22 protein-coding genes, 1 tRNA gene and 1 pseudogene are annotated in these 24,980 nt (G+C 69.4%); 18 read left to right on the plus strand and 6 right to left on the minus strand.

Annotated elements, in window-relative coordinates:
• Nucleotides 1–2 precede the first annotated feature (2 nt).
• The 3 genes from G6N07_RS20585 to G6N07_RS18220 form a co-directional block, all read right to left on the minus strand.
• Complete coding sequence (locus G6N07_RS20585; protein ID WP_170301071.1) at nt 3–464, minus strand: hypothetical protein; 462 nt, start codon at nt 462–464, stop codon at nt 3–5.
• A gap of 89 nt (nt 465–553) precedes the next feature.
• Nucleotides 554–1,471 carry an HpcH/HpaI aldolase/citrate lyase family protein gene (locus G6N07_RS18215; protein ID WP_085192299.1) on the minus strand — a complete coding sequence of 306 codons (918 nt, stop codon included), beginning with the start codon at nt 1,469–1,471 and terminating at the stop codon, nt 554–556.
• Entirely contained in the window at nt 1,464–2,156 is a 693-nt protein-coding gene (locus tag G6N07_RS18220) for a TetR/AcrR family transcriptional regulator (protein ID WP_235849899.1), read from the minus strand. Before G6N07_RS18220 ends, G6N07_RS18215 begins: the two co-directional genes overlap by 8 nt.
• 62 nt (nt 2,157–2,218) lie before the next feature.
• Between G6N07_RS18220 and G6N07_RS18225 the strand changes: the two genes are divergently transcribed.
• Complete coding sequence (locus tag G6N07_RS18225; protein WP_244949081.1) at nt 2,219–2,881, plus strand: hypothetical protein; 663 nt, start codon at nt 2,219–2,221, stop codon at nt 2,879–2,881.
• Nucleotides 2,882–2,930: 49 nt separating this feature from the next.
• Complete coding sequence (locus G6N07_RS18230) at nt 2,931–4,013, plus strand: M42 family metallopeptidase (RefSeq protein WP_085192245.1); 1,083 nt, start codon at nt 2,931–2,933, stop codon at nt 4,011–4,013.
• A gap of 11 nt (nt 4,014–4,024) precedes the next feature.
• Here the strand turns inward: G6N07_RS18230 and selD are convergent, their stop codons facing one another.
• Complete coding sequence (selD, locus tag G6N07_RS18235) at nt 4,025–5,029, minus strand: selenide, water dikinase SelD (RefSeq protein ID WP_404822148.1); 1,005 nt, start codon at nt 5,027–5,029, stop codon at nt 4,025–4,027.
• Nucleotides 5,030–5,068: 39 nt separating this feature from the next.
• On the opposite strand from selD, the gene G6N07_RS18240 reads away from it, so the two are divergent.
• The 6 genes from G6N07_RS18240 (at nt 5,069) to nrfD (ending at nt 13,421) form a co-directional block, all read left to right on the plus strand.
• Nucleotides 5,069–5,163 (plus strand) — tRNA-Sec (locus tag G6N07_RS18240).
• Nucleotides 5,164–5,184: 21 nt separating this feature from the next.
• The gene (selA, locus tag G6N07_RS18245; RefSeq protein WP_085192247.1) at nt 5,185–6,465 is read left to right on the plus strand and encodes an L-seryl-tRNA(Sec) selenium transferase; all 1,281 of its coding nucleotides are present in this window, start codon (nt 5,185–5,187) and stop codon (nt 6,463–6,465) included.
• Nucleotides 6,453–8,150, plus strand: a complete 1,698-nt coding sequence (locus G6N07_RS18250; RefSeq protein ID WP_085192248.1) for a selenocysteine-specific translation elongation factor — start codon at nt 6,453–6,455, stop codon at nt 8,148–8,150. Before selA ends, G6N07_RS18250 begins: the two co-directional genes overlap by 13 nt.
• Nucleotides 8,151–8,311: 161 nt before the next feature.
• Entirely contained in the window at nt 8,312–11,578 is a 3,267-nt protein-coding gene (fdh, locus tag G6N07_RS18260; protein WP_235849901.1) for a formate dehydrogenase, read from the plus strand.
• Nucleotides 11,575–12,471, plus strand: coding sequence for a 4Fe-4S dicluster domain-containing protein (locus G6N07_RS18265; RefSeq protein ID WP_085192250.1), 897 nt, complete (start codon nt 11,575–11,577; stop codon nt 12,469–12,471). Before fdh ends, G6N07_RS18265 begins: the two co-directional genes overlap by 4 nt.
• Nucleotides 12,471–13,421, plus strand: a complete 951-nt coding sequence (gene nrfD / locus G6N07_RS18270; RefSeq protein WP_085192251.1) for an NrfD/PsrC family molybdoenzyme membrane anchor subunit — start codon at nt 12,471–12,473, stop codon at nt 13,419–13,421. The genes G6N07_RS18265 and nrfD overlap by 1 nt, the downstream gene beginning before the upstream one ends.
• 4 nt (nt 13,422–13,425) lie before the next feature.
• Here nrfD and G6N07_RS18275 read toward each other — a convergent pair whose 3' ends face one another.
• Both G6N07_RS18275 and G6N07_RS18280 read right to left on the minus strand, forming a co-directional pair.
• Complete coding sequence (locus G6N07_RS18275) at nt 13,426–14,136, minus strand: cutinase family protein (protein ID WP_085192252.1); 711 nt, start codon at nt 14,134–14,136, stop codon at nt 13,426–13,428.
• Nucleotides 14,137–14,221: 85 nt separating this feature from the next.
• Nucleotides 14,222–14,794 carry a hypothetical protein gene (locus G6N07_RS18280; protein WP_085192253.1) on the minus strand — a complete coding sequence of 191 codons (573 nt, stop codon included), beginning with the start codon at nt 14,792–14,794 and terminating at the stop codon, nt 14,222–14,224.
• Nucleotides 14,795–14,884: 90 nt separating this feature from the next.
• On the opposite strand from G6N07_RS18280, the gene G6N07_RS18285 reads away from it, so the two are divergent.
• The 10 genes and pseudogenes from G6N07_RS18285 (at nt 14,885) to G6N07_RS18330 (ending at nt 24,970) form a co-directional block, all read left to right on the plus strand.
• Nucleotides 14,885–15,592, plus strand: a complete 708-nt coding sequence (locus G6N07_RS18285; RefSeq protein WP_085192254.1) for a TVP38/TMEM64 family protein — start codon at nt 14,885–14,887, stop codon at nt 15,590–15,592.
• Between the two features lie 342 nt (nt 15,593–15,934).
• Nucleotides 15,935–17,569: a fatty acyl-AMP ligase gene (locus G6N07_RS18290; protein WP_085192255.1), complete on the plus strand. Its 1,635-nt coding sequence runs from the start codon at nt 15,935–15,937 to the stop codon at nt 17,567–17,569.
• Nucleotides 17,570–17,716: 147 nt separating this feature from the next.
• Nucleotides 17,717–17,881, plus strand: a complete 165-nt coding sequence (locus G6N07_RS18295; protein ID WP_163784264.1) for a hypothetical protein — start codon at nt 17,717–17,719, stop codon at nt 17,879–17,881.
• 146 nt (nt 17,882–18,027) lie between these two features.
• Nucleotides 18,028–18,207 (plus strand): annotated as a pseudogene (locus G6N07_RS18300) (hypothetical protein); the annotation flags it as partial.
• Nucleotides 18,208–18,219: 12 nt separating this feature from the next.
• Entirely contained in the window at nt 18,220–19,434 is a 1,215-nt protein-coding gene (locus G6N07_RS18305) for a cupin domain-containing protein (protein WP_085192257.1), read from the plus strand.
• On the plus strand, nt 19,431–20,318 hold the full coding sequence (locus G6N07_RS18310; protein WP_085192258.1) for a ferredoxin family protein: 888 nt from the start codon (nt 19,431–19,433) through the stop codon (nt 20,316–20,318). Before G6N07_RS18305 ends, G6N07_RS18310 begins: the two co-directional genes overlap by 4 nt.
• 107 nt (nt 20,319–20,425) lie before the next feature.
• Complete coding sequence (locus G6N07_RS18315) at nt 20,426–21,265, plus strand: SH3-like domain-containing protein (protein ID WP_085192259.1); 840 nt, start codon at nt 20,426–20,428, stop codon at nt 21,263–21,265.
• 74 nt (nt 21,266–21,339) lie between these two features.
• On the plus strand, nt 21,340–21,999 hold the full coding sequence (scnC, locus tag G6N07_RS18320; protein WP_099050281.1) for a thiocyanate hydrolase subunit gamma: 660 nt from the start codon (nt 21,340–21,342) through the stop codon (nt 21,997–21,999).
• A 10-nt stretch (nt 22,000–22,009) separates the two neighbouring features.
• Complete coding sequence (locus G6N07_RS18325) at nt 22,010–22,363, plus strand: thiocyanate hydrolase (RefSeq protein ID WP_085192261.1); 354 nt, start codon at nt 22,010–22,012, stop codon at nt 22,361–22,363.
• Nucleotides 22,364–22,399: 36 nt separating this feature from the next.
• Nucleotides 22,400–24,970 (plus strand): DEAD/DEAH box helicase, encoded by a 2,571-nt coding sequence (locus tag G6N07_RS18330; protein ID WP_085192262.1) that lies wholly within the window; start codon nt 22,400–22,402, stop codon nt 24,968–24,970.
• Nucleotides 24,971–24,980: the final 10 nt, after the last annotated feature.

Raw genomic sequence — 24,980 nt, forward strand, 5'->3', positions numbered from 1 at the left:
CGCTACGGCGTGCTGGCGCAACCGACGCCGGGGATACACCCGCTGGCGCCACCCGGGCCCACCGTACCGGCGGGCCCACCCGGGATGGCGCCCGTCGCACCCTGCGGACCTGCCGCACCGGACGGACCGCCCGGGATCGAACCGGCCGCACCCTGCGGACCCGCCACACCAGCAGGACCACCCGGAACTGCACCCGCGACGGTGGGCGGCGGCGGGACGTACACTCCCGGCGGCGGCGGCGGCGGCGGCGGCGGAACGAATATTCCAGGCGCCGGTGGCGGTGGGGGTGGGGGTGGCGGTGGGGGTGGTACGGCGCCACAACCGGTGCCGTTGAGGTCGACGCAGCCGGGTGGGCCGCCCGCCGGAAGAAGCGGGGTGGCGCCGGCCGGAACGGCGAAGGCAACGGCAAATGCGGAGGCGCCGATTGCGAGGACCGGCGCGATCTTCATACGTTGACTGGACATACGGCGGACATACCACGGCTCGGCAACTTCAAACGCCTGGCCGTGCCGAGAAGTTCTACGTGCTGAGAAGTTCTACGTGCTGAGAAGTTCTAGTAGTGGTACGTGTCCGAAGGTGCAGGCATGTGCACGGGTTCGTCCTCGAACTCGGTGGCCTCGATTCCGTAGGCGCGGGCCAGGTCGAGAATTTTGGTCGCCCGCGCGATCCGCGGAAGGTCTGACCCGTTGCGGATCTCGCCGCCGTCCCGCTCGAACTCCGCGAAGAACTCCTTCGCCCAGGCGACCTCGTCGTGTGAGGGCGAGAGCCCTTCGTTGACCACCGAGCACTGTTCGGGGCTCAGGCAGATCTTGCCGGTCATGCCGAACTCCGCGGACACCGCCGTCGCCTCGATCAGCCGCAGCGGGCTCGAGCCGATCGTCGGGCCGTCGATCGCGCTGGGGAGGTGGGCGGCCTTTGCCGCGATGGTGAACCGGGAACGGGCGTACGCGAGCGTGGCGGGATTGTCACCGAAACCGGTGTCGCGGCGGAAGTCGCCGATACCGAACGCCAGCCGGAAGGTGCCCTTGGCCGCGGCGATCTCGGTGATGCGTTCCAACCCGCGGGCCGTCTCGACGAGCGCCACGATCGGCACGTCGGGGAGACGTTTGGCGGTTTCGGTCACGTGGTCGACCGATTCGGCCATCGCCAGCATCAGACCGCCGACGGAGGTGCCCGCGAGCGCTTCCAGGTCGTCGGCCCACCACGGCGTGCCGAAGCCGTTGATCCGGACCCAGTCGGAGTTTCCCGCGCCGAGCCAGCCCACGACGTTGTCGCGGGCCGTCACCTTGTCTTTGGGCGCGACGGCATCCTCGATGTCGAGCACGACGATGTCGGCGCGCGAGCGGGCCGCGGCTTCGAATCGGTCACCGTGGGCGCCGTTGACCAGGAGCCAGCTGCGCGCGAGGACCGGATCGATGCGCGATCCGATCTGGTCGGAGTCGTGGGATTCGAAAGAGACCTCGTCATACACGCCCTTCATGGTCGCCCAACCGATCCGCGGGCGGTGAAGAGGGGCGGTAGTCGGGGCGCGCACACCCGCGCCAGACGGTGTCGATCAGCTGGGTCAGTGCGGCCTCGTCGAGCGGCGGCATCGAAAACACCAGGCGGTAGTACGCCGGGGAGAACAGCGCGTCGACAGTGACCTCGACGTCGAGGTCGGGCCGCAGTTCGCCGGCGGCGACGCCGTCGAGCAGTACGGCGGTGACCGCGGCGCGGCGCGGCAGCAGCCACTGGTCGAGCAGCGCGGTGGCGACCTCGCCGTTCGAACCCGCCGCCGCGATGACGCGTCGGAGCAGCGGGCCGGTTGTCGGGTCGGCGAGGATGCCGTTGAGCGCGCGGACCTGGTGGTCGATCCCACCCCTGGTCCCGCTGCCCGTCGGCGGAACGATGGAGTCCCGCATCGACGCAAGGAGTCCTTCGAGGACGATCGCCGCCGCTGACGGCCACCACTTGTAGATGGTGGTGCGGCTCACCGCCGCGCGTTTGGCGATCGCGTCGATGCTGACGGCGCCGGTACCGCCGGCGAGCGCGAGATCGGTTGCGGCCTGCAGGACCGCGGCGCGCAGTTCGGCATTGCGGGGCCGCCCCCGTCGGGGTGGCTCCGCTGCAGTGATTGCACGCCTCGCCGGAGACCGTGTACCGTCTTTTGTGGACACTCTGTCCACTATATTCTCAGGTTTCGAATTGATTGGGGCTTCGGCAGATATCCATGCGCAGCATGTTCGGCAACACGTCCGTCTTCGGGAACAGGACGGCTTTCGTCGCAACCACCATCGGTGCGGCGGTGCTCGCCGTCGGAATCACCGGGTGCACCCCGACCGATTCGGCTCCGGCACCGTCGGCACCCGGCCTGCCCACCTCCGCGTCGAATGAACCGAGCACTACTAGCTCGGCGCCGAAGGAAAACAGCTCGGCCGTCGTCGACTACTCGCGCCTCCTCATCGAGCCAACGGACGTCAACAGCGAGTACGACACGTTCGTGAACCGCTCGACCACGCCGAACCGTCGCGGCGGCAAGGGAGTCTCGGCCCTGTTCGTCAACCAGTCCGACACCCGGGCGATCGGCGTGACGATCACCATCCTGCCGGACGAGGCCGCGGCGAAAGCCGCGCTGGAGGCGAGCCTGGAGGCGATCGGCGCCACCGTAACCGGTGGAGAACCGACAGCCTCACCGGTCGGCACCGACGGCACGGTGGTCGTCGGGACATCGCCCGACGGCGCCAAGGACGTCACCGCCCTGCTCTTCACCGAGGGGCCCGCGTTGGCACGCTTGGAATTCCAGAGTGCGCCCGGGGACCCCACCCCGCCCGACGTCGTCACCGACACCGGCATCAAGCAGGCCATCGCCCTGCGGACGGGGCTGCCGAGCGTCACCGGCTGAATCGGCCCACTTTAGGTGACATCGCGGGACATCTGGGTAGAGGGCACCGATGAGCGAATTCCGCCGTGACCTCCTCCAGGAGCTCCTGCTGACCTACGGGCCGTGCGGCCAGGAAGCCGCGGTGCGCGAAGTGTGCCGCCGCGAGCTCGAACCCTTCGTCGACGAACTGTGGGTCGACGAGGCGGCCAACCTGGTCGGCGTCGTCCGCGGTGACACCGGCGACAGCGCGGGCACCCGCGTCATGGCGCACCTCGACGAGTTGTCCATGCTGGTGAAGCGGATCGACCCGGACGGCAACCTGCACCTCACCCCGCTGGGAACCATGTACCCGGGCAACTTCGGGCTGGGCCCGGTCGCGCTGCTCGGAGACCGCGAGACGCTGACCGGTGTGCTGACCCTGGGCTCCGAGCACACGACGAGTGAGAGCCAACGGATCTGGGATACCAAACCTGATCAGGGCGACAAGGCACTGGACTGGCTCCACGTCTACGTGTTCACCGGACGGACCACCGAGGAGTTGGCGGCCGCGGGGATCGGGCCCGGCACCCGCGTGTGCGTCGACCGCAGCAAGCGCACGCTGTTCGAGTTCGGCGACTACCTCGGATGCTACTTCCTCGACGACCGGGCGGCGTGCACCGCGCTGCTCGACACGGCCCGCCGGCTGCGCGAATCGGGGCAGCGGCCCGCCGGTGACGTCTACTTCGTCTTCACCACCAACGAGGAGATCGGCGGCGTCGGCGGGTCGTACGCCAGCCGCACCCTCCCCGGTGACCTGACACTGGCGCTGGAGGTGGGCCCGACCGAAGCCGAGTACGACACCACGTGCGGCGGTGGCCCAATCGTCGGATACAGCGACGCGATGTGCGTCTACGACAAGGACGTCGCCGACCGGCTGATGGACATCGCCTCGCAGCGTGGACTGTCGCCGCAGGCGGCCGTGCTCGGGGCGTTCGAATCCGACGCGTCGCACGCGAAGGCCAGCGGACTCACGCCGAGGGCCGGTCTACTGTGTTTGCCGACCCTGAGCACCCACGGCTACGAGGTGATCGCCCGCACTGCCATACCGGCGATGGCGGTGGTGCTCACCGAGTTCCTCCTGCGCCCCGGCGGCGTAGCGACGCCGGCGCCGTGACGTCGAGCCCGTCACCGCACGGCGATCGTGTGTTCGCCGCGCGGCACGAGTTCGCCGATGACCGGCGCGCCGGGAATTTCGCCCGCGATCAGCAAACCGCCAGAGGTCTGGGCGTCGGCCAGCAGCAGCGCGTCGTCCTCACCGACCGCCGACAGGTCGGCGTGCGGGGCCACCCAGTCGAGGTTGCGCCGGGTTCCACCGCTGACGTAGCCCGCCGCCAGCGCCTCGCGCGCCCCGACGATGTAGGGCACGGCCGCCGCGTCGACGACCGCGGTGACACCGCTGGCCCTCGCGAGCTTGTACAGATGACCGAGCAGGCCGAATCCCGTCACGTCGGTGGCACATTCGGCTCCGGCGTCGAGCGCCGCCACCGCCGCCTGTGCGTTGAGCGTCGTCATCACCGCGATGGCCTCCTCAGACCGCTCACCGGTGGCTTTGTGCCTGCTGTTGAGCACCCCGATCCCCAGGGGTTTCGTCAGTGACAGCGGTGTGCCCGGTCTTCCGGCGTCGTTGCGCAGCAAGCGGTCGGGATCGGCGATGCCGGTCACCGCCAATCCGTACTTGGGTTCGGGGTCGTCGACGCTGTGCCCGCCGGCGAGATGACAGCCCGCCGCGTTGCAGACGTCGAGCCCACCGCGCAGCGTCTCGGCGGCGAGTTCCAACGGCAGCACGTCGCGCGGCCAGCCCAGCAGGTTGACCGCCACCACCGGGCGGCCGCCCATCGCGTACACGTCCGACAGCGCGTTCGTCGCCGCGATACGGCCCCAGTCGTACGGATCGTCCACGACCGGGGTGAAGAAGTCCGTCGTGGCGATCAACGCGGTGCCCCCGGCGATCCGGACAGCCGCGGCGTCGTCGCCGTCCTGCAGACCCACCAGCAGCTCCCCCACCGGGTTGAGCGGCTGCGTGACCGTCAGCCCGCGCAGGACGTGCTCCAGTTCGCCAGGGGGAATCTTGCACGCGCATCCGCCGCCGTGGGCGAACTGCGTCAAGCGGTAGGTCGGTCGGGAAGTCACGCCCACCATGGTGCCTGCGATGATGGGGCCATGGTCCAGGGAGGCGTATCCGGTCTGGTGACCGGCGCGATCTTCAAAATCGTCGAACGGCAGAATCTGTCGTTGGCGGGTTCGATTCCCGTCCGCCTCCGCCATACCGTCCGCAAGGGGGCGGGGTGATCGACCCCCGTCGCCGCGTCCCCCGCACCGACACGCTGCTCGCCGACCCACGGCTGGCCGAGGCCGAACGCATCCTGGGGCGCACGCTGGTCAAGTCCGTGATCGCCGACGCGCAGCAGCGGGCCCGCGCCGGTGACATCGCGCCCGAGCAGGTCGCCGACCACGCCGTCGCCGCGCTGCCGTCGGCCGCGGCGAGCCTGCGCCCGGTGATCAACGCGACCGGGGTCGTCGTTCACACGAACCTCGGGCGTGCACCGCTGTCGCAGCCCGCGGTCGATGCGGTGGTGAGGGCCAGCGGAGCGACCGACGTCGAATTCGACCTGGCGACCGGCCGGCGCGCTCGCCGCGGCCGTGGCGCGCTCGCCGCACTCGCGCAGGCGGTGCCCGCCGCCGGTGGTGTGCACGTGGTCAACAACAACGCGGCCGCGCTGCTGCTGACCGCGATGACGCTGGCGACCGGGCGTGAAATCGTCGTCAGCCGAGGGGAACTCATCGAGATCGGCGACGGCTTCCGCATCCCCGAACTGCTCGAGTCGACCGGGGCGCGCATCCGCGAGGTCGGCACCACCAACCGCACCCATCTGCGCGACTACGCCGACGCGATCGGGCCGGACACCGCCTTCGTGCTCAAGGTGCACCCGTCGAACTACTACGTCACCGGCTTCACCAAGGCGGTATCCATCGCCGAACTGGCCCGGCTCGACGTGCCGCTGGTCGTCGACATCGGTTCGGGACTGCTGACGCCGCACCCGGTGCTGCCCGACGAGCCTGATGCCACGACAGCGCTGCGCGACGGCGCCGACCTCGTCACCGCCAGCGGCGACAAACTGCTCGGCGGCCCGCAGGCGGGCCTGCTGTTGGGCAGCGCGGAGCTGATCGAACGGCTCCGCAGGCATCCGGCTGCGCGGGCGCTGCGGGTCGACAAGCTCACGCTCGCCGCCCTCGAAGCGACCCTGGTGGGTGCGCCGACACCGGTCGACCGCGCGTTGGCCGCCGACGTCGCCGGCCTGCGGGAGCGTGCGCAGCGCATCGCCGCGCAGCTTCCCGAGGCGCAGGCCGTCGACTGCGTCGCGGCGGTCGGCGGGGGTGGCGCCCCGGAGGTCGCGCTGCCCAGCGCCGGTGTCGGTCTGCCCGAGCCGTTCGCGCAGGCGCTGCGCTCGGGGACGCCGCCGGTGGTGGGCCGCGTCGAGGCCGGCCGCTGCCTCCTGGACCTCCGCACAGTCGGGCCGGACGACGACGCCGTGCTCCTCGAGGCGGTGCGGGCGTGTACGTCGTAGCCACCGCAGGCCACGTCGACCACGGCAAGTCCACGTTGGTGCAGCGGCTCACCGGGATGTGGCCCGACCGGCTCGCCGAAGAGCAGCGCCGCGGCCTGACGATCGACCTGGGCTTCGCCTGGGCGGACATCGGCGGTCGCGAGATGGCGTTCGTCGACGTCCCCGGACACGAACGGTTCGTCGCGAACATGCTGGCGGGGGTCGGGCCAGTGCCCGCGGTGATGTTCGTCGTCGCCGCGACCGAGGGCTGGATGCCGCAGTCTGCGGAGCACCTCACTGCGCTCGATGCGCTCGGCGTCCGGCACACCCTGCTGGTCGTCACGAAAGCCGACCTCGCCGACCCCGGCTCCGCCGTCACACAGGCCCTGGAAGCGTTCGCCGCCACCGGTATGGCCAATCCGCCGGTGGCCGTCAGCACCGACCTCGACGGCGTGCGGGCCGCACTCGTCGGCCTCGTCGACCGGTTGCCCACACCCGACGACGCCGCCGATGTTCGGTTCTGGGTCGACCGCTCCTTCACCGTGCGCGGAGCGGGCACCGTGGTCACCGGCACCATCACCGCAGGAACCCTGCGGGTGGGTGACGAACTCGACCACTCAGGGCAGCGCGTTACCGTGCGGGGACTGCAGTCGCTCGGACAGCAGCGCAGCGCCGTCGGGCCGGTGGCGCGCGTGGCGGTTAACCTGCGCGGCGTCGACCGGCAGGAGATCGGCCGCGGTGACGCGCTACGCACCCCGGGCGCCTGGCTAGACACCGACGAGGTCGACGTCGCGCTGCGGGGCGCCGACGACCTGCACCGCCAACTCGTGCTGCACATCGGGTCGGCCGCGGTACCGGTACGCGTCCGCCCCTTGGGCGCCGCCGCCCGCCTGCGGTTGGCGCGTCGACTGCCGCTGCGGGTCGGGGATGTCGGATTGTTGCGCGACCCCGGGCAACATCGCATCGCCGCCGGCGTCGTGGTGCTCGACGTGCGCCCGCCGCCGCTGCGGCGTCGGGGGGCGGCTTTGGAGCGCGCCGCCGAGCTGGCCGCGGGCCGGACACGTCCGCCGCTGTGCGCCCGCGCGTCGGATCTCCGTGCGATGGGGTTGCCGCAGACCGGCAGGCGCGTCGGCGCATGGGTGGTCGACGAGACCTGGTGGGCACAGCGGCGCGAGCATGCGGTGGCCGCCGTGCGGCGGTGGTCGGCCGACCACGCAGTGGCGGCGGGGATGCCGTTGGAGACGTTGCGCCGTGAGACGGGTCTTCCGTCACCCGAACTCGTCGCCCCGGTGTTGGCGGACACCGCCCTGGAGGTGTCCGGCGGACGGGTTCGGGAGCCCGGGATGACGCTGCCGCCGCGGGTCGACGAGGCAGTTCGCGCCGTCGAGGACTCCCTGGCCGCCGACCCGTTCCGCGCACCGGATGCGCAGACGCTCGCCGCCTTGGGACTCGGAGCACCGGAATTGGCCGCGGCGGTGCGTACCGGACGGCTGACGCGGATCGCCGACGGTGTCGTCCTGGGCGCCGACGCGCTGCAACGCGCCGCCGAGATCCTGGCGGCCCTCCCCCAGCCCTTCACCGTCGCCGAGGCCAAACACGCACTGGGCACCACCCGTCGCGTCGCGGTGCCACTGCTCGAGCAGCTCGACGCGCAGCGGATCACGCGTCGAGAGACCGGCGGCACGCACACGGTCACCCAACGCTAGCTCGCCATACCCGGCACTCCGGCCGGGGTCAGAGATTGGCAGGCCACACGGGCCGAAGACCGCGGTTTGTTTCCTCCTCCGCGGGTACTCGCGGCTGCCCAAGCCCGGGAGGAAACCGCCGCCAACTCGTAAGGTGAGATCAGCACGAGAGGAAGGTGATCGTGGACCTCAGGAAGCTGATCGAGTCCTGGCCGGTGTACCGGCAGCTCACCGGCGGCGACACGCTGGGCCGCGGTACGGCCGCGCAGTCCAAGCGCTCGCTGACCCTGACGCCCCGCACCGCCGAAGCCGACCACGTCGCCCACTCCGTCTGTCCGTTCTGCGCGGTGGGATGCGCGCAGCAGGTGTACGTCAAGGACGACAAAGTGGTCCAGATCGAGGGCAACCCGGACAGCCCGATCTCGCGCGGGCGCCTGTGTCCCAAGGGTTCCGCCAGCAAGCAGCTGGTGACGGGTCCGCAGCGTCTCACCAAGATCAAGTACCGGCCGCCGTACGCGACCGAGTGGCAGGACCTCGACCTGGACACGGCCATGGACATGGTCGCCAACCGCCTGCTCGACGCGCGCGAGAAGGGTTGGCAGCAGTTCGACGCCGACCGGAACACGCTGCGCCGCACCATGGGAGTGGCCAGCCTGGGTGGCGCGACGCTCGACAACGAAGAGAACTACCTGATCAAGAAACTGTTCACCGCGCTCGGGGCGCTACAGATCGAGAACCAGGCGCGTATTTGACACAGCGCCACGGTTCCCGGTCTGGGAGCCTCATTCGGTCGCGGCGGGGCGACGGACTATCAGCAAGACCTCGTCAACTCGGACTTCATCGTGATCATGGGCTCCAACATGGCCGAAGCCCATCCGGTCGGGTTCCAGTGGGTGGTGGAGGCGAAGAGCCGCGGCACCGAGGTGGTGCACATCGACCCCCGGTTCACCCGCACCAGCGCACTGGCCGACCGGCACGTGTCGCTGCGCGCCGGTAGCGACATCGCCTTCCTCGGCGGGGTGATCAATCACATCCTCAGCAACGAGCTGGACTTCCGGGAGTACGTCACCGCGTACACCAACGCATCGTTCATCGTCGACGAGAAATTCCGTGGCGCCGAGGATCTCGACGGTCTGTTCTCCGGCTACGACGACGAGACGGCGTCCTACGACCCGTCGACGTGGCAGTACGAGACGACCGATTCAGAGCAGGGCGGCGCCGAGGCCAAGGAGGAGAGCGCGGCCTACGAGTCCGGGTCCGGCGGGCCGCCGGTCGAGGGCGGTGCCGGGCCGATCCCACGCGACGAGACGCTGCAGCATCCGCGCTGCGTCTACCAGCTCCTCAAACGGCACTACGCCCGCTACACCCCGGAGATGGTGGAGCGGGTGTGCGGCGTGCCCGCCCAACAGTTCCTCGAGGTGGCCCGCAAGTGGACCGAGAACTCGGGACGGGAGCGGACCGCGGCACTGGTCTACAGCGTCGGCTGGACCCAGCACACGATGGGTGCACAGTTCATCCGCGCCGGCGCAATCATCCAGTTGCTGCTGGGCAACATCGGCCGCCCCGGCGGCGGTGTGCTGGCCCTGCGGGGGCACGCCAGCATCCAGGGCTCGACCGACGTGCCGACGCTGTTCAACCTGCTGCCCGGCTACCTGGCGATGCCCAAGGCCGGCCAAGAGACGCTTGCGGACTACATCGACGACGTCAAGAGCCGCAACCAGAAGGGCTTCTGGCACAACGCCGATGCCTACATGGTGTCGCTGCTCAAGGAGTACTGGGGGCAACACGCGACCGCGGACAACGACTTCTGCTTCGACTACCTGCCGCGCATCAACGGCGACCACGGCACCTACCGCACCGTGATGGACATGGTCGACGGGAAGGTGTTCGGGTACTTCCTGCTCGGCCAGAATCCGGCAGTCGGGTCGGCGCACGGGCGGCTGCAACGCCTGGGCATGGCCAACCTCGACTGGCTGGTGGTGCGCGATCTCGTCGAGATCGAGAGCGCCACGTTCTGGAAGAGCGGTCCGGAAATCGAGACGGGCGAGATCACCCCCGAAACCTGCCGCACCGAGGTGTTCCTGTTCCCCGCCGCCTCGCACGTCGAGAAGGCCGGCACGTTCACCCAGACCCAGCGGATGCTGCAGTGGCGCGACAAGGCCGTCGAACCACCGGGCGACGCCCGCTCGGAGCTGTGGTTCTTCTACCACCTGGGCCGGATCCTGCGGGAGAAGCTGGCCGGTTCCACCGACGAGCGGGACCGCCCGTTGCTCGAATTGTCCTGGGACTACGCGATGGAGGGCGACGAGCCCTCGGGTGAGGACGTGCTCCGCCGAATCAACGGTGTCGACCTGACGACCGGCCGTGCGGTGGACAACTACATGTCACTCAAGGCCGACGGCAGCACCATGTGCGGCTGCTGGATCTACAGCGGCGTATACGCCGACGAGGTCAACCAGGCGGCGCGCCGCAAACCGCACGACCAGCAGGGGCGCTACGAGAGCGAGTGGGGCTGGACGTGGCCGATGAACCGGCGCGTGCTCTACAACCGCGCGTCCGCGGATCCGCAGGGCCGGCCGTGGAGTGAGCGCAAGAAGCTCGTCTGGTGGGACCCCGATGAGGGGGAGTGGACCGGCTACGACATCCCGGACTTCGAGAAGAACAAGGCGCCGGACTACCGGCCCTCACCCGAGGCGGTCGGCGTCGAGGCACTGCACGGTGACGACCCGTTCATCATGCAGGCCGACGGTAAGGGGTGGCTGTTCGCGCCGAACGGTGTCGCGGACGGTCCGCTGCCCACGCACTACGAGCCGCACGAGTCGCCGGTGCGCAACCCGCTCTATGCGCAGCAGGGCAACCCGGCCCGCAAAGTGTATGGGCGCGCGGATAACCCATCGAATCCGTCGCCGCCGGAACTGCACGGCGACGTGTTCCCGTTCGTGTTCACCGCGGCCCGGTTGACCGAACACCACACCGCCGGCGGCATGAGCCGGCAACTGCCCTACCTGGCCGAGCTGCAGCCCGGGTTGTTCGTGGAGGTATCGCCGCAGCTGGCGGCCGAACGCGGGCTGAGCCATATGGAGTGGGCGCACGTGATCACCAGCCGGGCGGCGGTCGACGCCCGCGTGTTCGTGACCGACCGGATGCGCCCGCTTCGGATCGACGACCATGTCGTGCACCAGATCTGGATGCCCTATCACTGGGGCAACGCCGGGCTGGTCGACGGTGACGTGGTCAACGACCTGCTCGGTGTGGTCGTCGACCCCAACGTGTTCATCCAGGAGAGCAAGGTCGCCACATGCGACATCCAGCCCGGCAGGCGGCCGCGCGGACCCGCACTGCTCGAGTACGTCGCGATGTACCGCCAGCGGGCCCGCATCACGATCGACACCGGGACGGACCTCGACACCACCGAACCGTCGACCGACCACACCGAGGAACCACCATGAACGACAACAGCTTCTACGGCCCGCTCACGGATCCGGCCGGTGAGGCCGGCCACTCCGGACACCCCGAGCGGGTCGGGTTCTTCACCGACACCTCGGTGTGCATCGGCTGCAAAGCCTGCGAGGTCGCGTGCAAGGAGTGGAACGAGGTGCCCGACGACGGATTCAACCTGCTGGGCATGTCGTTCGACAACACCGGCAGCCTGGGTGCGAACTCGTGGCGGCACGTGGCGTTCATCGAGCAGCCCGCCTCGCGAACCGGTTCCGAACCCGTCGACCCGGGCATGCCCGACGTCAGCGGCGCGGGGATCGACATGGTGGGTCAACGCCCCGACTTCCGGTGGCTGATGGCCTCCGACGTCTGCAAGCACTGCACCCACGCGGGGTGCCTCGACGTGTGCCCCACCGGGGCGCTGTTCCGCACCGAGTTCTCGACTGTCGTTGTGCAGCAGGACATCTGCAACGGCTGCGGCTACTGCGTCTCGGGTTGCCCGTACGGGGTGATCGAGCGGCGTGAGGGCGACGGCCGGGCGTGGAAGTGCACGCTGTGCTACGACCGGCTGCACGACGGCCTCGAACCCGCATGCGCCAAGGCGTGCCCGACGGACTCGATCCAGTTCGGTCCACTCGACGAGCTGCGGGAACGGGCGGCGCAGCGGGTGGAGCAGCTGCACCAGCGCGGGGCGACCGAGGCCCGGCTGTACGGCCACGACCCGAACGACGGGGTGGGCGGTGACGGCGCCTTCTTCCTGTTGCTCGACGAGCCGGAAGTGTATGGGCTGCCGCCGGATCCGGTGGTGCCCACCCGCGACGCCGGAGCGATGTGGCGTTACGCCGGGATGGCCGCCTCGGCGCTGGTCGGGGTGGCGGTCTCGGCTTTTCTGGGGCGGTCCTGATGGCGCGCGAACAGCTGGCCGTGCCGAAGGCCGAGTTCCGGTCCTACTACGGGCGCCAGATCCTCAAGACGCCCGTGTGGAACTGGATGATCGCGGCGTACTTCTTCGCCGGCGGGCTGTCGGCCGGGTCGGCGATGTTGGGCGCCGGCGCGGATCTGACGGACAGGCCAGGGCTGCGCAAGGTCTCGCGGATCGGATCGCTGATGAGCCTGCTGGCGAGTATGTATTTCCTCATCGGCGATCTCGGCCGGCCCGAACGGTTCCACCACATGCTGCGGGTCGCCAAACCCAGCTCGCCGATGAGCGTGGGCACCTGGATCCTTGGCGCCTACGGCCCCGGGGCGGGGGTGGCGGCGGTGGCGGAACTGATGCCAGCTCGTCTGCGGCGGACGTGGGCGGGGCGGTTGCTCGACAGGGCGGCGCGCCCGGCCGGGCTGGAGGCCGCGGCGGTGGCGCCCGGTGTCGCGTCCTACACAGCGGTCCTGTTGTCGCACACCGCGGTTCCCGCATGGAACTTGGCGTACCCTTATCTGCCGTTTGTGTTCACCGGCTCGGCGGCGGCCAGTGGCGGCGGGCTGGGCATGCTGCTGGCACCGCTCGACGAATCGGGGCCGGCCCGCCGGATGGCGGTCGCCGGCGCGGGGCTCGAGGTGGCGGCGTCGCGGACGATGGAGCGCCGGCTCGGCATCGTCGGCGAGGCTTACACCACCGGTAAAGCGCACCGGCTGCGGCAGTGGTCGGAGATCCTGACCGTCGGCGGCGCGGCCGGGGCGGTCGTCGGACGGAACCGGGCCGTGATCGCGCTGTCAGGCGCGGCGCTGCTGGCCGGCAGCGCGCTGCAGCGCTTCGGCGTCTTGGAGGCCGGTGTGGAGTCGACGAAGGACCCGAAATACGTTGTGGTGCCACAGCGGGAGCGGCTCGCGGCAGGTGAGCCGGCGGGCGTTGGCTGAACTCTCAGAGGTGGGTGGCCGCGAACCCCGCCCCCTGCTGAACCATGCCGTTGAACGGATACGAGCCGTGAGCGGTGGTGTTGCCCCCGGGTCCGCAGACCGGATCACCCGCCGCGCACAGCTCGATCGTCCTGGTCGCATACAGCGGTCCGGTGACCACCGGGGGCATGGCGTACTTCTGCAGGAACGGCCCCGACGGTTTGCCGAGCAGTACCACCGCGGCGACGTTGTCGGCGACCTCAGGAGCCAGCGCTGGCGGCATCGGGGCGGGCGTCACGCCCTGGGGTACCGCGTCACCGGTGACGAAGCCCGAGACCATCGCCCCCTGCGAGAACCCGCCGAGAACCAGGCGGGTGTTGGGGCAGATCACCGACATCACCTGCACCCGGTTCGACGCGTCGCGGATGCCGTCGACGACGGTCCTCGGGAAGTCGGGGCTGGCGAAGTCATTGCTGGCCGGATAGTTGACGGCGTACACGCCGAGGGTGCGCCAGCCGATCTGGGAACGCAGCGAGTCGACGAAGGCCTGGCCGGTTCCGCCGACTCCCGGCGGTTCGGCGGTGCCACGGGCGAAGATCACCTCGATGTCCGGGCACGGCTGCGCCGACGCGACGGGCACCGTCCCGCCGGACACGGCCGCCGACGTCAGCGCCATCCCCACACCGGTGGCCCCAGTCAGCCGGCGCACCGCTTTCCACGTCGCGACGACGCTCATTCCACCCCCACTGTCACGTCACCACCCGGGCCGGAGACCGATGCTAATACGGTGTCAACGTCGGCGAGCGGCTCAGCGTCTGAGACTAAGCGCCGCGGTGGCCCTCCTCGGCGGGCAGCGGCGGCGGAAGCGGAGTGGTCGGCGTGGGCTTGGCCGGTGCCGGCCCGGCCCCCGGGGACGCCGGCGCGGTGGAGGCTCCCGGGCCGTGGAATTCCAGCATCGTCTCCTCGCGGAGGACATCGTCGCCGATGGCGACTATCAACTCTTCAGAGGTGACGGTGTAGGTGACGACGTCGTTGGAGGCGACGTACTCGCCGTCTCCCGTGGCCGTCGCCGCGGTGATCAGCTTGGCGCCGTCGCGGACCCGCACGCCACGGTACTGGTACTTGCCGTCGGGCGATTTGCACACCGCGACGCGGGAGCTGTCGGTTCTGCCGTACGCCACCGCGGTGCTCGGAGACGCGCAGCGAGCGGTGGAGTCGATGAAGCCCTGGGCGTCGGAGGCGGGCCTGGCCGCGGCCGGAAGCGCTGCGAAACTCAGCAGCGCCGTCCCCGCAGCGGCGGCGACGGACCAGCGGATGAGGAGGCGAGGGGTCGGCATCACCCTCCACTCGACCACGCCCGGCCGCCGGAGGCGAGCGTCGACACCGAGACACAACTGATTCGTTAGGTCCCCGAGACAGTCCGAAGACCACCGAAGTCCGGGCGAACGCGGCGACCGGCAGCGCGCTACGGCAGAATTGCGCCGGTGACCTCCCGGCGGCGCCACATCGCGCGGCTGACCCTCTTCGCCGCGCTGGTGTTCGGGCTGTTCTATCTGGTCACGGTCGAGCGGGTGATCGACGTGGACACCGTCCGCGGTGCGGTGGCGGCCACCGGACCCGTCGCTCCGCTGACCTATGTCGTGGTGTCGGCGACGCTCGGTGCCCTGTTCGTGCCCGGGCCGCTGTTGGCCGGCCTCAGCGGACTGCTGTTCGGTCCGGTGCTGGGCACGTTCGTCACGCTGGGCGCGACGGTCGGCACGGCGGTGGTGGCCAGCCTCGTCGGGCGTCGGGCGGGCCGGGACAGCGCCCGCGCGCTGTTGGGGCCCCAGCGTGCCGACCTCATCGACGCGCAGATCGAGCGGCGTGGCCTATGGGCTGTGGTGGGACAGCGGTTCATCCCGGGCATCTCCGACGCGCTGGCCTCGTACGCATTAGGGGCGTTCGGCGTGCCGCTGTGGCAGATGGCGGTCGGGGCCTTCATCGGTTCGGTGCCGCGTGCGTTCGTCTACACAGCGTTGGGCGCGTCGATCGGCGACCTGTCGTCGCCGCTGGCGTACACGGCGATCGGCATCTGGGTGGTGACTGCGGTGGTGGGCACCTTCGCCGCGCACCGCGGTTACCGCCGGTGGCGCCGTCGCCGCCCTTCCGTGCCGACCGATGACACACCCCACCCCCCAGTCGGCCGAATCTGACGCCGCTCAAGGCGGTGCCGTTCGGGATGGCCCACCCACGCGGCTGACCGCGCGCTCCTCCACACGGAAGTTTGGCGCGTCCCGAGCCCAAAGTCGCCTCGGTCGCCGGCTCACCCGGTACGGTCGGAGCGGGTTGACCTGACAGCCCGAGGACGCGTCACGGTGGCGAGCCACACTCCCCGCCGCACGAGCCGAATTGCTCCGACGTCGCCCAACGGAACTCAGCGCACGTCGCAACCGTCGGTTGTGTACGAATCCCCTTTCGTCTCCATAGCTCTGCGCTCCGCGAAGGGTGCCGAGCTCGATATCTCGTGCGCCTGCCGTACGGGTCGAAGGACTGCGGTGAGCACTTTTACCGAAACCATGTACAGCAACGCCCGCTCGAGTGTGAACGGGATGGTCACCGGTGAACCGGACCTTCCCGTTCGCCACAGCTGGATCGAAGTCCACGAGCGGGCCCGACAGGTTGCCGGCGGCCTCGCGGCGGCGGGGGTCGGTCATGGCGACGCGATCGCCGTGCTTGCCGGGGCTCCGGTCGAAATCGCACCCACAGCCCAGGGCATCTGGATGCGCGGCGCCAGCCTGACGATGCTGCATCAGCCGACTCCGCGCACGGACCTGCAGCGCTGGGCCGAGGAGACCACGGCGGTCATCGACATGATCGACGCCCGGGCAGTGATCGTCTCCGATCCGTTCATGCCCGCGGCTCCGCTGCTGGCCGGGCTGGGCATACTGGTACTGACCATCGCCGACCTGCTGGAGCATGCCCCGGTCGAGCCGGTCCGAACCGATGACGACGACATCGCGCTGATGCAGTTGACGTCCGGGTCGACGGGTTCGCCCAAGGCCGTGCAGATCACGCACGCCAACGTGGTCGCCAACGCCGAGGCGATGATCGTCGGGTGTGACTTCGACATCGACAAGGATGTGATCGTCAGCTGGCTGCCATGCTTCCACGACATGGGGATGACGGGTTATCTCACGGTGCCCATGTTCTTCGGCGCCGAACTGGTCAAGGTGACCCCGATGGACTTCCTGCGCGACACACTGCTGTGGGCGAAGCTCATCGACAAGTACGGCGGGACCATGACTGCGGCACCGAACTTCGCCTACAACCTGCTCGCCAAGCGGTTGCGCAGGCTCGCGTCCCCCGGTGAGTTCGACCTGTCGTCGCTGCGATGGGCGTTGTCGGGCGCCGAACAGGTCGATCCGCTCGACGTCGAGGATCTCTGTGAGGCGGGTGCCCCGTTCGGGTTGAATCCAGACGCGATCATCCCGGCGTACGGCATGGCCGAGACGACGGTGGCGGTGTCGTTTGCCGAATGCGGCGGCGGCATGGTCGTCGACGAGGTGGATGCCGATCTGCTGGCGGTCCTGCATCGCGCGGTTCCGGCCAACAAGGGGCACACCCGGCGGCTGGTGTCCCTCGGGCGGCCACTGCAGGGCCTGGAGGTGCGGGTCCTCGACGAGGCCGGTGCGGTACTCGCTGCGCGCGGAGTGGGCGTGATCGAGGTACGGGGCCGCCCGGTGACCCGCGGCTACACCACCACAGCAGGATTCGTCCCGGCGCAGGACGAACTCGGTTGGTACGACACGGGCGATCTCGGCTACCTCACCGAGGGCGGCGAGATCGTGGTCTGCGGCCGCCTCAAGGACGTGATCATCATGGCCGGCCGCAACATCTACCCGACGGACATCGAACGCGCCGCTGCCCGCGTCACCGGTGTGCGGCCGGGCTGTGCGGTGGCCATCCGACTGGAGGGCGGTCACCCGCGTGAGACTTTCGCGGTGGCGGTGGAGAGCAAGCACGTCGATGATGCCGAGCAGGTGCGGCGTATCCAGCGTCAGGTAGCCCACGAGGTTGTCGCGGAGGTCGACGTGCGTCCTCGCAATGTGGTGGTGCTCGAGCCCGGCACGATCCCGAAGACGCCCTCCGGGAAGCTGCGCCGGGCCCACGCCTTGTCGCTCATCGATTGACCGGGCGTTCACAACTCGGTGGTCATCGCGTTGACAGCGCTGCCGCAGCAGGCGTGTACTGAAGCTCCACCACGAAAACCAAGGCTTCCCGATGTTTGTCAAAGGACCTTTTCCGACCGGCGCCGTCTCCCCGAAGCCCGTCAGCCGATGAGCCCCCCCAGATCGCTCGCACGCCTGGTCGCCGCCAGCGAACGGGCCGCCAGCCGGGCCGCCGACGCGCGCTGGGCGCTCGCGCGGGTTCGACGCGACAAGGCGTTCACCGACCGCAGCCGCGACAATCGGCTCGAACATCAACGTCGCGTCGACAAGTAGCGAACTTCCGAGCACCCACGCCGTTTCGCCGGGGCTGACATCGGCAACACTGGCAGGGCCAGCGTGCGGGTACCGGGCCCGCTCTCGGCCGCCCTGACGGCCGGAGTCGGTACTCGACACGGTTGCGGCGACAGAAAGGGAACACCATGGCGCTCGACGACGACGACATCACCACCACGCCAGGCAGCGGAGAGGGCACCGCTGACGGCGGCAGCAACCCCGAAGGCCACGACGGCGGAGCCGACGGCACCGCAGACGCGGGCGAAGGAACCGCCGACGGCGGCTCGAACCCGGAAGGTCACGACGGCGGAGCCGACGGCACCGCCTGATCGATCGACATGCTGAGCCGCTGCATCGCCACCGACCCGCACAGGTTCGCCGCCGAATACTGGGGTCGCCGGCCGCTGCTCAGCCGTTGCGGAGCGCTGCCCCGCGACTTCGGCGATCTGCTCTCGTCCGACATGGTCGACGAGTTGATCGCCGAGCGCGGGGTTCGCGCACCGTTCATCCGGCTCGCCAAAGAGGGTGACGTCCTCGCCAAGGACTGCTACCTCGGACCTGCCGGATTCGGCGCGGAGATGCCCGACCAGGTGGACTCGGCCAAGGTGCTGACCCAGTTCGCCGCGGGCGCCACCATCGTCCTGCAGGGCCTGCACCGCCTTTGGCCCCCGGTGACCGGCTTCGTCCGCCACCTCGTCGACGACCTCGGCCACCCAGTGCAGGCCAACGCCTACATCACGCCCCCGAGCAACCGGGGCTTCGACCCCCACTACGACGTTCACGACGTCTTCGTGCTGCAGACCGCAGGCCAGAAGCGCTGGGTGGTCCACGAACCCGTCCATCCGCACCCGCTGCCGTCGCAGCCGTGGACGCAGCACCGTGACGCGGTCGTCGAGCGTGCCACCGGCGACCCGATGATCGACACCGTGCTGTCCGCGGGTGACGCGCTGTATCTCCCGCGAGGCTGGGTGCATTCGGCCCAGGCCCTGGACGTGACGTCGATCCACCTCACCGTCGGCGTTTCGCCGGTGACTGGTGTGGACGTCGCCCGGGCCGTGGTCGACGCATTGGCGGGTGACCCGGCGTTCCGGGCGTCGCTGCCCATGGGCGGTGATCCCGGTGACAGGGACGACGTCATCACGACGGTGACCAAGGTGATGGCACACATGGTCGAGAGGATGCGCGACGACTCCACCGCCCTCAGCGGTGCGGCCGCGGATCGGCTGACGCGCAAACACACCGAGCGGACGCGTCCGGTCGCCGTCCGCCCGTTGGCGACACTGGACGCGGCGACGCATGCCGACACCACGCGGGTGCGGTGGCGCCACGGGCTGATCGCGTCGGTGCACATCACCGGTGACCGCATCATGCTGCGGCTACCTGACCGAACCATCTCCTTTCCCAGCTCCTGTGCGCAGGCGGTGCTGGCGCTGTGTCGCGGATCGGTCGCCGACGCCGGCAACCTGCCCGGACTGGACCGGTCCGACGGGGCGGTGCTCATCCGTAGATTGCTGAGGGAAGCGGTCGTGACGCCGGTGCCGACCACCGCATGACGCCACGGAGGCACACACCGTGCAGTGACCAATCCCTGCGCCGTGGCGACCCGATGTACGGCACCGCATCGGCCGGATCGGAGTGGGTGCTGCTCGAATTGGCCGGTGGATGGGGGCCTTCGGCGTTCATGCAATCTCCTGCGGTGGTCGATCCGCAACTCGGGCGCGCGATCGTGCGCCGCGTCGAGGGCGCCAAGATGCGCATCGCGGCCATCCGCCGCCACGGCCGTCGGTCCACCACTCCACGGTGGCGGTGGTTCGTGGCCCGGGCCGGGATCGGCAGCGAGGCGTTGTACTGCGGCGAGGTCGACAGCCCGAACGACTACCTCGACCTCGCACTGGACGGCTCCGACGGCACCCCGACCAGCGATCCGGTGGTCGCCGTGTGCGCGCACGGCAAGCACGACCAGTGCTGCGCGGTCCGCGGCCGCGGCGCGATCGCGTCGATCGCCGATGCGTACCCCGAACTAGCCTGGGAGTGCTCGCATCTGGGTGGTGACCGGTTCGCGGCGACGATGCTGATCCTGCCGGAAGGGCTGTGCTACGGGCGGGTCGACTCCACCGATGCGGTGGAACTCGTCGGGCTGTATCTCGACGGCCGGCTGGACAACCGGTACCTTCGCGGCCGCACCTCGCTGCCACATGCGGTGCAGGCGGCGCAGCACTTCGCCCGAGACAAGTACGGTGACGATCGCATCGCAAGCCTGTCACCGCTCACGGTCGAGCACACCGGGCACCATCACCGCGTGGTCCTCGACGGTGACTCCGGCCCGGTCGAGATCACCCTCGAGGAGGACTGGTCGGAGCCCCTGCTGTCGCAGTGTCACGCGAAAGTGCCCGGGCGTGTGAAGATCTACCACCTGGTGTCGATGGCGCCGGCGTGACTCTGCTCGGCGCGCGGCAGACGATTCGCTGACCGTCCAATACGATGACCGACGAAAGTCGGCGAACCAGCCGCGGGTGTGCCCGCCGTGACCGAGAATCGAGTTCCATGAGTACTGCAGCAGAGCGCGCAGCACAGTTAGACCTCGTCGCCCGACTCAAGTCGGCGTATCCGGAACTCCCGGACGCACCGACACCCGATCTGCTCGACCACGGCCGGATCACGGCGTATCTGAAACCCGTGCACGACGTCGGCGGTGAGCCGGACGCGCCGATGAAGTACGAGAACAAGCAGTACGAACGGTGGGAGGAAGCCACCTACGTCATCTGTGAAGTCCTCGCCTGGCGGGGGATCTGGCTGTCCGAGGAGCGACGCCGCATCGGCAACGTCGACGTCGGCCGGGCGCAGTACCTGGGCTTGCCCTACTACGGTCGCTGGCTGCTCGCTGTCGCGCGCGTGCTCGTGGAGAAACACCACATCGGCCTCACCGAACTGACCGAGCGGATGGTCGAGGTGAAGGCGCGCTACGCCGGCGGGCTCGCCGGCCGCAAAGCCGATGCGCAACCGAAGTTCGCAGGCGACGGTTCACAGGTGCAGCGCAACGAGCACCACCGTCACGCGGTCGGGAAGGGCGATCCACAGGTGTACGGCGGGCTGGCCGGTCAGCCCAAGTTCGCGGTCGGCGACGCGGTGCGGGTGCGGGAGCTGCCCGTGCTGTTCTACACCCGCACCCCCGAGTACACACGCGGTGCTACCGGCGTGATCGCGACGGTCGCCTACGAGAGCCCGGCCGCCGAGGACGAGACATGGGACCGCGCCGACGCCACGCCGGAGTGGTTCTACGTCGTCCGGTTCAACCAGTCGCAGCTCTGGCACGGCTACACCGGCACCGCCACCGACACTCTGCAGACCGAACTGCCCGAGCGCTGGCTCGAAGCGGCGAGCTGAACACCGGAGGACTCATCGTGACGCATGACCCTGACCCTGACCACGACCACGACCACGACCGGACCGTCAAACCGATGGTCGACGAGATCACCGATTTCGAAGTTCTCGAGATCGCACTGCGCGAACTGTGCATCGAGAAGGGGATCTTCACCGCCGAGGAGCATCGGCACTTCACCGAGTTCGCCGAACAGATCGGCCCCACCCCCGCGGCGCGTCTGGTCGCGCGGGCGTGGCTCGACCCCGGCTTCAAAGAGCTGGCGCTGCGTGAACCGATGACCGCCAGCAAGGAGGTCGGCGTCGATTGGATGGAACCGACCGGATTCGGAACGCCCAGCGATTTCACCGCGTTCCAGATCCTCGCTGACACACCGACTCTGCACCATGTGATCGTGTGCGCGCTGTGCTCCTGCTACCCGCGGCCCATCCTCGGCAACTCACCGGAGTGGTACCGCACCCCCAACTACCGCAGGCGGCTGGTTCGCTGGCCGCGGCAGGTGCTGGCCGAGTTCGGGCTCTACCTTCCCGACGACGTCGACGTCCTGGTCCAGGACTCCAACCAGAAGCACCGGTTCATGGTGATGCCCATGCGTCCCGAGGGCACCGACGGCTGGACCGAGGAACAGCTCGCAGAGATCGTCACGCGCGACGCCCTCATCGGCGTCGCACTCCCCAAACCGGGCGTCACCACCAACGTCATCGTCGCCACCCGGCCGGCTGTCCATCCGATCGACTGAGACCACGCCGATGAGTGCACCCGAACCGATCGAAACGCTCGCCCGCATCGTCGACCGCGGTCAGGTGTGGTCTCGGATGGCCGTCAAGTACGGCGTCGAGAACCCGGTGCCGCCGTGGAAGACCAGCCTCGACGGGCTCTGCGACGCGCTCGACCACGGCGTCTGCGGAGACGCCGGCATCCCGACGTTCAAGCAGCGCCGCGACGAGGAGGACGAACTGTCTTCGACCGTCTACGCCGACCTTCCCTTTCCCGAGAGCCAACTCGTTGCGCTGGCCCACTCACTGCTGGTCCGGGGTGTCATCGACGAGGCCGAATTGCAGGAGCGACTGGCCGCCGTGCGCGCCCGCCTGGAAGCCACCTGACACGCGCGGCAACCCGGTCGGGCAGGCTGGACCCTGATGACGACCCCACTGCTCGGCGACCCGGGCGACCTCTCCCCCTTGCGTGCGCGGGGCTCCGACCCCGATGAGCTCTTCGCCTCGTTCGCCGCGTGGGCCGAGGGAAACGGGACGACGCTGTACCCGGCGCAGGAGGAGGCGCTGATCGAACTGGTCAGCGGCGCCAACGTCATTCTCGCCACCCCGACGGGTTCCGGGAAGTCGCTCGTCGCCACCGGGGCGCAGTACGCAGCGCTTGCTCGTTCTTCGGCGGGGCATGGCCGCAGCTACTACACTGCGCCGATCAAAGCGCTGGTCAGTGAGAAGTTCTTCGCGCTGTGTGGGCTGTTCGGCGCGGAGAACGTCGGCATGCTCACCGGCGATGCGGCGGTCAACGCCGCGGCGCCGATCATCGCCTGCACCGCCGAAGTGCTGGCCAACATCGCGCTGCGCGAGGGAGCCGACGCCGATATCGGGCTGGTCGTGATGGACGAGTTTCACTTCTACGGCGACCCCGACCGCGGCTGGGCCTGGCAGGTGCCGCTGCTGGAACTGCCACGCGCACAGTTCCTGTTGATGTCGGCCACCCTTGGTGACGTCACATTCCTGCGCGAGGACCTCACCCGCCGTACCGGCAGGCCGACCGCGCTGGTGGCCAACGCCGAACGACCGGTCCCGCTGTTCTACTCGTACGCCACCACCCCGATGCACGAGACGATCTCCGACCTGCTCGGCACCAAGCAGGCGCCGATCTACGTCGTCCACTTCACCCAGGCCTCTGCCCTCGAGCGGGCGCAGGCACTGATGAGCATCAACGTGTGCACCAAGGCGGAGAAGGCCGCGATCGCCGACCTCATCGGCGCGTTCCGTTTCTCCTCGGCGTTCGGCAGCACGCTGTCGCGGTTGGTGCGCCACGGGATCGGCGTGCATCACGCCGGGATGCTGCCCAAGTACCGGCGCCTCGTCGAACAACTCGCCCAGGCCGGTCTGCTCAAGGTCATCTGCGGCACCGACACCCTGGGTGTCGGCATCAACGTGCCGATACGCACTGTGGTGTTCTCGGCTCTGTCGAAGTACGACGGCACGCGCACCCGTCTGCTCAACGCGCGCGAGTTCCACCAGATCGCCGGTCGGGCCGGGCGCGCCGGATACGACACCGCCGGCACCGTCGTGGTCCAGGCGCCCGACCACGAGGTCGAGAACCTCAAACAGTTCGCGAAGGTCGCCGACGATCCGAAGAAGCGGCGGAAGTTGGTGCGTCGCAAGGTGCCCGAGGGCATGGTGCCGTGGAGCGAGTCGACCATGACCCGTCTGGTGGACGCCGTCCCGGAGGCTCTGCACAGCAACATGCGGGTGTCGACGGCGATGATCCTCGACGTCGTCGCGCGGACCGGAACGAGCGAAGCGACCGGAGATCGATCAGGCGATCCCTTCGAGACGATGCGGCGCCTGCTCACCGACAATCACGAACCACGCAAACGGCAACTGCAGCTCATCCGTGAGGCGGTCGGCATCGCGCGCTCGCTGCTGCAGGCCGGCATCATCGAACGCGTCGACACCCCCGACGGCAGGCGATATCGGCTGACCGTCGACCTGCCACGGGATTTCGCGCTCAACCAGCCGCTGTCCACGTTCGCGCTGGCTGCCATCGACGTGCTCGACGCGACCTCGGAAAGCTATGCCCTCGACGTGGTTTCAGTGATCGAGGCGACGCTCGAGGATCCCCGCCAGATTTTGGCCGCCCAGTTGAAGAAGGCCAGGGGTGAGGCGGTCGCCGCGATGAAGGCCGAGGGTATCGAGTACGACGAGCGGATCGAACTGCTCGATGACGTCAGCTATCCCAAACCGCTAGCCGAACTGCTCGAGCACACCTACGAGGTGTACCTGCAGAGCAACCCGTGGGCTGCGGACGGCCAGTTGTCGCCGAAGTCGGTGGTGCGCGAAATGTGGGAGCGGGCGTTCACCTTCCGCGAGTACGTCAGCGTCTACGGGTTGACCCGTTCGGAGGGGGCGGTGCTGCGCTACCTGTCCGACGCCTTCAAGGCGCTGCGCTCCGGGGTGCCCGCCGCGGCGCGGACCGATGCGGTCAGCGATATCGTGGAGTGGCTCGGTGAGCTTGTGCGCCAGGTGGACTCGAGCCTGCTCGATGAATGGGAACAGCTCACCGGTCCCGATCAGCGCCTGGATGCGCCGGTCGCAGTGCCGGCCCGTCCGCGGCCGCTGACCGGAAACGAGCGGGCGTTCACCGCGATGGTCCGCAATGCGCTGTTCCGCCGGGTCGAGTTGTTCGCTCGGCGGGACTGGACCGGACTCGGTGAGTTGGACGGTGACTCAGGCTGGACATCGCAGCGCTGGGCGCAGGTCGGTGACGAGTATTTCGCCGAGCACGACGACGTGGGCACCGGCGCCGACGCCCGCGGCCCCGCGCTGCTGATCTTCGACCGGCAGCCCGGGGTGTGGCGGGTGCGGCAGATCCTCGACGACCCGGCGGGCGACCATGACTGGGGTTTCGACGTGGAGGTGGATCTCGAGGCATCCGACGAGGAGGGGGCTGCGGTGCTGCGTCTCGTCGACGCGGGCCGGTTGGACTGACGCCGCCGGA

This window comes from Mycolicibacterium doricum, from assembly GCF_010728155.1.
GTDB classification, from domain to species: domain Bacteria; phylum Actinomycetota; class Actinomycetes; order Mycobacteriales; family Mycobacteriaceae; genus Mycobacterium; species Mycobacterium doricum.

Bases quoted from the DNA above. Each gene is read 5' to 3' on its own strand.
- G6N07_RS20585 (WP_170301071.1), bottom strand. From the start codon at position 464: ATGTCCAGTCAACGTATGAAGATCGCGCCGGTCCTCGCAATCGGCGCC.
- G6N07_RS18225 (WP_244949081.1), top strand. From the start codon at position 2,219: ATGTTCGGCAACACGTCCGTCTTCGGGAACAGGACGGCTTTCGTCGCA.
- G6N07_RS18230 (WP_085192245.1), top strand. From the start codon at position 2,931: ATGAGCGAATTCCGCCGTGACCTCCTCCAGGAGCTCCTGCTGACCTAC.
- G6N07_RS18265 (WP_085192250.1), top strand. From the start codon at position 11,575: ATGAACGACAACAGCTTCTACGGCCCGCTCACGGATCCGGCCGGTGAG.
- nrfD (WP_085192251.1), top strand. From the start codon at position 12,471: ATGGCGCGCGAACAGCTGGCCGTGCCGAAGGCCGAGTTCCGGTCCTAC.
- G6N07_RS18275 (WP_085192252.1), bottom strand. From the start codon at position 14,136: ATGAGCGTCGTCGCGACGTGGAAAGCGGTGCGCCGGCTGACTGGGGCC.
- G6N07_RS18295 (WP_163784264.1), top strand. From the start codon at position 17,717: ATGAGCCCCCCCAGATCGCTCGCACGCCTGGTCGCCGCCAGCGAACGG.
- G6N07_RS18305 (WP_085192257.1), top strand. From the start codon at position 18,220: ATGCTGAGCCGCTGCATCGCCACCGACCCGCACAGGTTCGCCGCCGAA.
- G6N07_RS18310 (WP_085192258.1), top strand. From the start codon at position 19,431: ATGACGCCACGGAGGCACACACCGTGCAGTGACCAATCCCTGCGCCGT.
- G6N07_RS18315 (WP_085192259.1), top strand. From the start codon at position 20,426: ATGAGTACTGCAGCAGAGCGCGCAGCACAGTTAGACCTCGTCGCCCGA.
- scnC (WP_099050281.1), top strand. From the start codon at position 21,340: ATGGTCGACGAGATCACCGATTTCGAAGTTCTCGAGATCGCACTGCGC.
- G6N07_RS18325 (WP_085192261.1), top strand. From the start codon at position 22,010: ATGAGTGCACCCGAACCGATCGAAACGCTCGCCCGCATCGTCGACCGC.
- G6N07_RS18330 (WP_085192262.1), top strand. From the start codon at position 22,400: ATGACGACCCCACTGCTCGGCGACCCGGGCGACCTCTCCCCCTTGCGT.